This window comes from Streptomyces sp. SID9727 (assembly GCF_010550605.1).
Lineage (GTDB): Bacteria > Actinomycetota > Actinomycetes > Streptomycetales > Streptomycetaceae > Streptomyces.
In genome coordinates, this window is the sequence record NZ_JAAGNI010000246.1 from 23,288 (window position 1) to 30,427 (window position 7,140).

The window sequence follows — 7,140 nt, forward strand, 5'->3', positions numbered from 1 at the left end:
CAGAGGCCGTCCGCGGACAGGGCACCTGCCCCCATCCCATCGGACGACCGTCGCACACTAACACGAAGAGCGAGTGTGAACAGAGCTCACAGCAATACGGTCGCCAGGCGGATGTCCCAGTCCGCGCTACGCCGTCATCATGCGGCCGATGCGCTCCAGCAGAGCGCGCGAGCGCCCTCGTCGCGGGTCGCCCGCGGTCAGCGCACCACGCTCCTCGTCATCGGCCAGCCGCCGCAGCGATTCCGCGGCCCGGTTCCGCTCGCCCGACCGGACGAGGAGCACCGCGATCTCGTAGCGGGTGTCCAGCACCGCGGGATCTGTCGGCCCCAGGAGGCCGCGCTGTTCGGCGAGTACGGACATGAGCTCGTCCAGCGCCTCGCGCGTGCGGCCCAGCGCCCCTTCGCACAGGGCGGCACCGACGCGGGCCATGAGAGCGTCGGCCGCGGACAGCACGTGGCTGGAGAGCAGCTGCCGGTACTCCTCCAGCGCCGGCCCGGGGCGCCCCGAGCGGCACAGGGCGGCGATCTCGGCCAGCCTCGGGTGGGCGGAACCGGTCTCGGCCGGCGTCGGGGCCCACGCGGCGAGCAGCTCGCGGACCTCTGCCGCGGAGCCCGGCCGGTCGCCCGGATCCTTCTCCAGCAGCCTCTCCACCAGCTCCCGCAGCCCGGTGGGAACGCCCTGCCTGAAGTCCTCCAGCGGGGGCACGGGCTCGTTCGCGTGCTGGTGGTACAGCATGAAGACGCTCCCGTCGGTGAACGGCGGCCTACCGGCCAGCAACTCGTACAGGACACAGCCGAGCGAGTAGAGGTCGCTCGCCGGAACGGTCCGGCCCACCGCCTGCTCCGGGGCCATGTAGATCACCGTCCCGGGGGTGGCGTTGGCCGCGGTGAAGCGGGTCTCGCCCGGACGGGGCTCCAGGGCGGCCGCAACGCCGAAGTCCAGCACCTTGACCTCGCCGGCCGGTGTGACCATCAGGTTCGACGGCTTGAGGTCGCGGTGGACGACCCCTTGGCCATGGGCGTGAGCCAGCACGTCGGCCACGGCGCGGGCGACGGCCGCCGCCCGCTCGACGGTCAGACCTCCGCCCTCCTTCCTGAGCACCGCGTCCAGCCCCAGGCCGGGGACCCGCTCCATCACCAGGAAGAGCTCGCCGTCCTGGCTGCCGTGGTCGTACACCTCGGGGATGCCGGGGTGGCTCAGGCGGGAGGTGAGCCGCGCCTCGCGCAGGAACCGGCGCTCCAGCGTGCAGAGTTCGGAGCCGTTGCCCCGGGGCGCGAGCAGCTTGACGGCCACCTCGCGCCCGTCGGCGGCGTCGCGTGCCGCCCACACGACCCCCATGCCTCCCCGGCCCAGCTCGTGCGTGAGTTCGTACCGCCCAAGGCTTCGCCGCATCGCGCCCGTCCCCAGTTCCGGCGCCGTCGACGCCCGTCACACCCCTGCCGACCGGGGCCGCGCGGTGGGCCCGATCCCGTGCACCATCCTCTCACCGGGTCACAGCGGGCGCGGGCCCTGCGGGACGCGGAACGGACGCCGGGGGTCCTCGACGGGGGCGGCGCGCGCGGCCAGACCGTGGTCGGGCTCCGGGAGGTAGGGCGCCAGGGCCACGTACACCTCGGTGGCGGACGCCGGACGGTCGCGCGGATCCTTGGCGAGCAGCGCGGTGATGAGTTCCCGCAGGGGCTCCGGCACCTCCACACCCGGCGCGCGGGCCGGGGGCGGGGGTTCGCTCAGGTGGCAGGAGACGAGCCGGGCCGGCTGGTCGGTGGCGAAAGGGGGTGCGCCGGTGAGCATGTGGTGCAGCAGGCAGCCCACCGCGTAGAGGTCACTGCGGCCGTCGACGCCGCCTCGCCCGGACAGCAGTTCCGGTGAGGCGCAGAGGATGTTGCCGATCCCCTCCCCCGTCATGGTCAGGCGCGGGTCCACGTCGGTGAGCACCTTGACGAGACCGAAGTCCAGGATCTTCACGACGCCGTCGCGCCGGACCATGACGTTCTGGGTCTTGAGGTCCCGGTGGACCAGGCCCGCCGCGTGCACGGCGGAGAGCCCCGAGCACAACTGCGCGGCCACGGCAGCTGCCGTGGACACGTCGAAGCGTTCGTGCTCCTGCTGGTCGAAGAGATGGTCGAGAGTGGTCCCGTCGACCAGTTGCATCACCAGGCAGCACGTCTCCTCGGTGACCGACGCGTCGTACACGGTGGTGACGTTGGCGTGCTCCAGACAGGCGGCCACGCGCGCCTCCCGCTCGAAGCGGGCGAGCGCCTCGGTGCGCTGCTCCTCCACGGCGAGCAGTCCGGCGGCGATCGTCTTCACTGCCACCGGGCGCGTCAGCTCCAGATCGGTCCCGCGCCACACGTGCCCCATCACGCCACGCCCGAGTACGGAGTCGAGCCGGTACCGGTCGAGCAGCACCCTTCCCGGTGCGACCGCCTGCATATCCCTCAACCTCCACATGTTTCACACAAGGGCGCTACGCGGCACACCTGTGAACAAAGTCAATGTGCGTAGTAGCCTGCCAGAACAGCGGACGCTGGAACGCAGGCCCAGAGCCGGTCACGCCGGAGCCCGCCCATGACCCCGGAGAGAAGTCGATGAGCACGAGCGCCGTACCCGTCAGCCTGGCCGAGATCGCCCGGATCGCCGGTGTCGGGCGGGCCGCGGTGAGCAACTGGCGCCGCCGCCACGACACGTTCCCTTCGCGCATCGGCGGCACCGACGTCAGTCCGCTGTTCTCGCTGTCCGAGGTCGAGCAGTGGCTCAGGGGGAAGGGGAAGCTGTCGGACGCCGGAGCCCGGGAGTTCCTGTGGCCCCGGTTCGAGGCACTCGGCAGCCGGGACGAATCGGGCCTCGCCATCGCCGAGGCCGCGCGGCGGATGCGCTCACCCCGTGCGCGCACCCCCTCGGCCGGCCTCTCCGCCGAGGCCAGGGGCCTGGTCGGCGACGCCGCACGTCTGGGGCGTGGTGAAGGGCCCCGTGCCACGTTCGAGTTCCTGCTGCAGCGCTGGCTGGACACGCACGTACGCCAGCTCAGCACCACCCCTCCCCCGCTGGCCGCCCTGATGGCGCGCCTCGCGCTCGGCAGCATGCTGCCCGCCGGGAGCGACGGACTCACTTTCTTCGACCCGGCGTGCGGCACGGGCCATCTGCTGGCGGCGGCCGTCGAGGAGTACGAGGGCCGGGCCCCGGCCCTGTTCGGCTGCGAGCGCGACCCCAGTCTGGCCGCTCTGGCGGCCGCCCGCCTGGACTTCGTCGGCGAGGACCGGGACATCCGGGCCCGCGTCGACACCGTGGACGCACTGCGCGCCGATCCCGTTCCCGGCCTCCGCGCGGACATCGCGCTGTGCAACCCGCCGTTCAACGAGCGCGACTGGGGTTACGAGGACCTGGCCACGGACCAGCGCTGGACGCACGGGCTTCCCCCGCGCACCGAACCGGAACTCGCCTGGGTGCAGCATCTGCTCGCCCACCTCAGACCCGGCGGAACGGCCGTGGTCGTCCTTCCCCCGGCGGTCGCCTCCCGCAAGGCCGGCCGCCGGATCCGCGGGTCCCTGCTGCGCACCGGCACGCTGCGGGCGGTCGTGGCGCTGCCTCCGGGCTGTGCCCAGCCGCACAGCGTCTCGCTCCAGCTCTGGCTCCTGCGGGCCGCCCCGGAAGGGGTTGTCGCCGCGCAGGACGCGCTACTGGTGGACGCCACCCGTGCGGCACGGCCGATGACCCGGGAGCAGGGGCCCGACTGGGCGGCTCTGACGGAGTTCGTGGCATCCGCGGTCTCCCTGGTCGACAGCCCGCGGCAGGCACTTCCCGACGGCGCCGTGCGGGTGCCGCTCCTCGATCTGCTGGACGACGAGGTGGACGTCACCCCGGGGCGCTACGCCGGTCCGGGTCCCGAGCCGTCACCGGCGGATCTCACCTCGTCGTGGGCCGAGGTGGCCGGCTCGATCGACGAACTGGGCCGGCTGGCGGGTCAGTTGTCCGAGGTCGGTCTGTCGGGTGGGGAGGCGAGGACCACCGCCACCGTGGGAGACCTGGCCAAGGCGGGCGCCCTCACGTTGCGCGCGGGGCAACAGCCCGCTGACGCGCCGTCGCCGGGCCCCCGCCTGCCCCTGCTGACCGTGGCCGATCTGCTCATGGACGGGCTGCCCGGCGGCCACGTCGCACAGGATGCCGCGCACACCGTCGCGCGGGAGGGCGACGTGGTCGTCGCGGGGGTCGTACGGGCGTTCAGGGCCTGGGTGCACCAGGGCGACCCCGTGGCGCTCGGCCCGCAGCTCTACGCGTTGCGTGTCGCCCCGGACAAACTGGACGCCCACTTCCTGGCCGGCTGCCTTCGCGCCCCCATGAACGGCCGGCAGGCGGGCACCCACGCCTCCAGTTCCTCGCGTGTCGACGTACGCCGTCTCCACGTGCTCCAGCTCCCCCTCGGCGAACAGGCCCCCTACGCGGAAGCCTTCCGCCGCCTCACCGCATTCGAGTCATTGCTGGCCCGGACGACGAAGCTCGCCGGCGGACTGGTGGGCGATGTACGGGACCGGCTCGCGGCGGGCGGGCTGACGGAACGCTGACCGAGCCGGCACGCCGGCCCCCGAGGGGGATCCCCGGGGGCCGGCGCGGCGGTCATGCGTCAGGGCGTCAGTTCAGGGTGACGCCGTAGGCGCTCAGCGCCTCGGTGACCGGCTGGAAGAACGTCGTACCGCCGGAGCTGCAGTTGCCGCTGCCGCCGGAGGTCAGGCCGATGGCCTTGCTGCCGGAGTAGAGCGGACCGCCCGAGTCGCCGCCTTCGGCGCACACGTTGGTCTTGATCATGCCGTAGACGACATCACCGCTGCCGTAGTTGACCGTGGCGTTGAGCCCGGTGACGCTGCCGCTGTGGGTGCCGGTCGTGGAGCCCCGGCGGGTCACCGACATGCCGACCGTGGCGTTGGCCGCGCCGGTGATGGTGACGCTGCCGACCTTGCCCGGGTGGGCGAGGGAGGTGTTGTCGTAGCGCACGAGTCCGTAGTCGTTGACCGGGAAGCTGGAGCCGACCGTCGGGCCTATGTAGGTGCTGTTCGAGGAGTTGGTGTACCACGGCGGGTTGCCGTCGGTGCAGTGACCGGCGGTCAGGAAGTAGTACGTGCTGCCGCTGTGGACGTTGAACCCGAGGGAGCAGCGCCAGCCGGGGGCGTAGATGGCGTCGCCGCCGGCGATCAGCTTGTTGAACGTGCCCGGGGTGTGCTCGATGCGCAGAGCACCCGCGTTGCCTCCGGCGGAGTCCTTGATCTGCTGGATCTCCGCCGCGGAGACCGTGCTGTCGACGGTGACCACGAGCTTCCCGGTCTTCGCGTCGACGTTCCAGGCGGTGCCGGCGATGTCGGCGCCGAGGACGGCGTCACTGGCGGCGGCGAGCTGGTTGGCGCTGTACGTTCCGCTGGAGTTCGCGTGGGCGGTGGGGGCGGCCAGGGCGGCTACGGCCACCAGGCCCGCCGCGATGGCGACGGCCCTGCTGCGTCTGGCGGTACCGCTGAGGGGGGTGGTGCGCTTGATCCTCACTGTCATCTCCCGAGGGGATCGGGGGCCCGCCTGTGGGGTGGTCGGGCCCGTGAGGCGCAGTCAGGCCCACAGCGTACCGTCCGCATTCCGGATACGCCGTGCTCCTGACAAGCGCTGCTCGGGAGTATTCAAGGCGTCAACTTCTCGCGCAAGGGTGCCTTTTGGCCTGAGCTCGCGACAGCCGCCCTCAGCCGTCGGTCCGCTGCCGCTCCCCCGCCTCCACGGCCACCCGAAGGGTGTTGCCCGGCGGCGGGAAGGGGCAGATGAAGTGGTCCGCGAAGGCGCACGGCGGCAGCAGCGCGCGGTTGAAGTCGACGGTCACCGCGCCCTCGGCGTCCGGCGCGGCGGGCCGCAGGAACCGGAAGCGGTAACTGCCGTTCCCGCTGGTGGCGTCGGCGAAGACGGCCCAGAGCGACCCGTCCGGCTCGACGGCGACCTGGAGCGTGTGCCCGGCCCCGTCCAGCTCGAAGGCGATCTCCCCCGCCAGCCCGAGTCCGCGTTCCACGCCGTCGGCGTTCTCGACCCGGACGGTGCGCGCGTCCGCGTACGGGCGGAAGGTGCCCGGCAGCACCCAGCGCGGGTCGTACGGGGTCGCGTCGATCGCCCGGAACGCGCGCCGCGCGGGCGAGCCGGGGTCGAAGACCCGGACCGCCCACAGGCCCTCGCGGCTGAGCACGACGAGCCTGCGCCCCTCGTGCGCGACCCGGGACCCGTCGATCGGGCCCCGGTCGGAACCGAGCCGGACCTCGCCGGCGAAGGGCTTCCCGTCGACGGTCAGCCCGTCCTCCGGGACGGCGTCGAGCACCAGCGCGCCGCCCTCCTCGCGCCACTGCCCCGGGACGGCCGGAATTCGCCCCTCCGGGTAGTCCGCGAGCCAGTGGGTCCCGGTGAGGGAGAGCGGCCCGTACGGCGCCGCGACCGTGGCGGTCCGCTCCTCGTGCCAGCGCTCCCAGTCCCGCGCTGCCTGCTGCTGTGCGTGCGTGCTCATAGCGGTCAACCCTTCCACACCGGTGCGGCGATCCCGAGATGCGACCGCAGCGTGGAGCCGTTGTCGTACGTGCGGCGGAACGCCCCCCGGTCCTGGAGGAGCGGGACGACCCGGTCCACGAAGCCGTCGAGCCCGTCGGAGGCGTACGGGACGAGGACGAAGCCGTCGGCGGCGCCCTCGGTCACGTACTCGGTGAGCAGCGCGGCGACGGCGTCCGGGCTGCCGGTGAACGGTTCCCGCGCGCCGGTGCCATCGGCGTCGTCGAGTGCGAAGGCGACGCGGAGCAGAACCTTCAGCTCGTCGTGCGCCCGGCCGTGGGCCGCGAGCCGCCCCTTCACCTCCGCGTACCGGGCGCGGGCCGCGTCGAACGTGGTGTGCGGAACGAGGACGATGTCGGCGGCGGACGCGGCGAGTTCCCGGTCCTCGGGCGAGTCGCCCGCCAGGACGGTGACGGGACGGCCCTGCGGACAGCGCGCCACGGTGAACTCGCCCTCCACCGCGAAGTACCGCCCGTGGTGGGCGACGGGGCGCGGGGTGCCGTCGGGCGCCCAGGAGTCCCAGAGCGCGCGGGCGGCGGCGACGCATTCGGCGGCGCGCGGGTGCTCGCCGGCCGGGGGGCGCGCGTG

At 73.3% G+C, this 7,140-nt stretch carries 6 protein-coding genes; 1 reads left to right on the forward strand and 5 read right to left on the reverse strand.

Translation table 11 applies throughout. From position 1 onward, the window contains the following. Positions 1 to 126: 126 nt before the first annotated feature. Positions 127 to 1,392, reverse strand: coding sequence for a serine/threonine-protein kinase (locus G3I41_RS15870; RefSeq protein ID WP_164400860.1), 1,266 nt, complete (start codon positions 1,390 to 1,392; stop codon positions 127 to 129). Positions 1,393 to 1,491: 99 nt separating this feature from the next. Beyond that, positions 1,492 to 2,433, reverse strand: coding sequence for a serine/threonine-protein kinase (locus G3I41_RS15875; RefSeq protein WP_164400861.1), 942 nt, complete (start codon positions 2,431 to 2,433; stop codon positions 1,492 to 1,494). 155 nt (positions 2,434 to 2,588) lie between these two features. On the opposite strand from G3I41_RS15875, the gene G3I41_RS15880 reads away from it, so the two are divergent. Continuing rightward, positions 2,589 to 4,559 carry an N-6 DNA methylase gene (locus G3I41_RS15880; RefSeq protein ID WP_164400862.1) on the forward strand — a complete coding sequence of 657 codons (1,971 nt, stop codon included), beginning with the start codon at positions 2,589 to 2,591 and terminating at the stop codon, positions 4,557 to 4,559. 67 nt (positions 4,560 to 4,626) lie between these two features. Here the strand turns inward: G3I41_RS15880 and G3I41_RS15885 are convergent, their stop codons facing one another. From G3I41_RS15885 to G3I41_RS15895, 3 genes are all read right to left on the reverse strand, one after another. Continuing rightward, positions 4,627 to 5,526 carry a S1 family peptidase gene (locus G3I41_RS15885; RefSeq protein ID WP_164400866.1) on the reverse strand — a complete coding sequence of 300 codons (900 nt, stop codon included), beginning with the start codon at positions 5,524 to 5,526 and terminating at the stop codon, positions 4,627 to 4,629. A gap of 187 nt (positions 5,527 to 5,713) precedes the next feature. Then, complete coding sequence (locus tag G3I41_RS15890) at positions 5,714 to 6,514, reverse strand: DUF1684 domain-containing protein (protein WP_164400863.1); 801 nt, start codon at positions 6,512 to 6,514, stop codon at positions 5,714 to 5,716. A 5-nt stretch (positions 6,515 to 6,519) separates the two neighbouring features. Beyond that, positions 6,520 to 7,140: LLM class flavin-dependent oxidoreductase (locus tag G3I41_RS15895; protein ID WP_164400864.1), on the reverse strand; the 621-nt coding region annotated here is incomplete at its 5' end.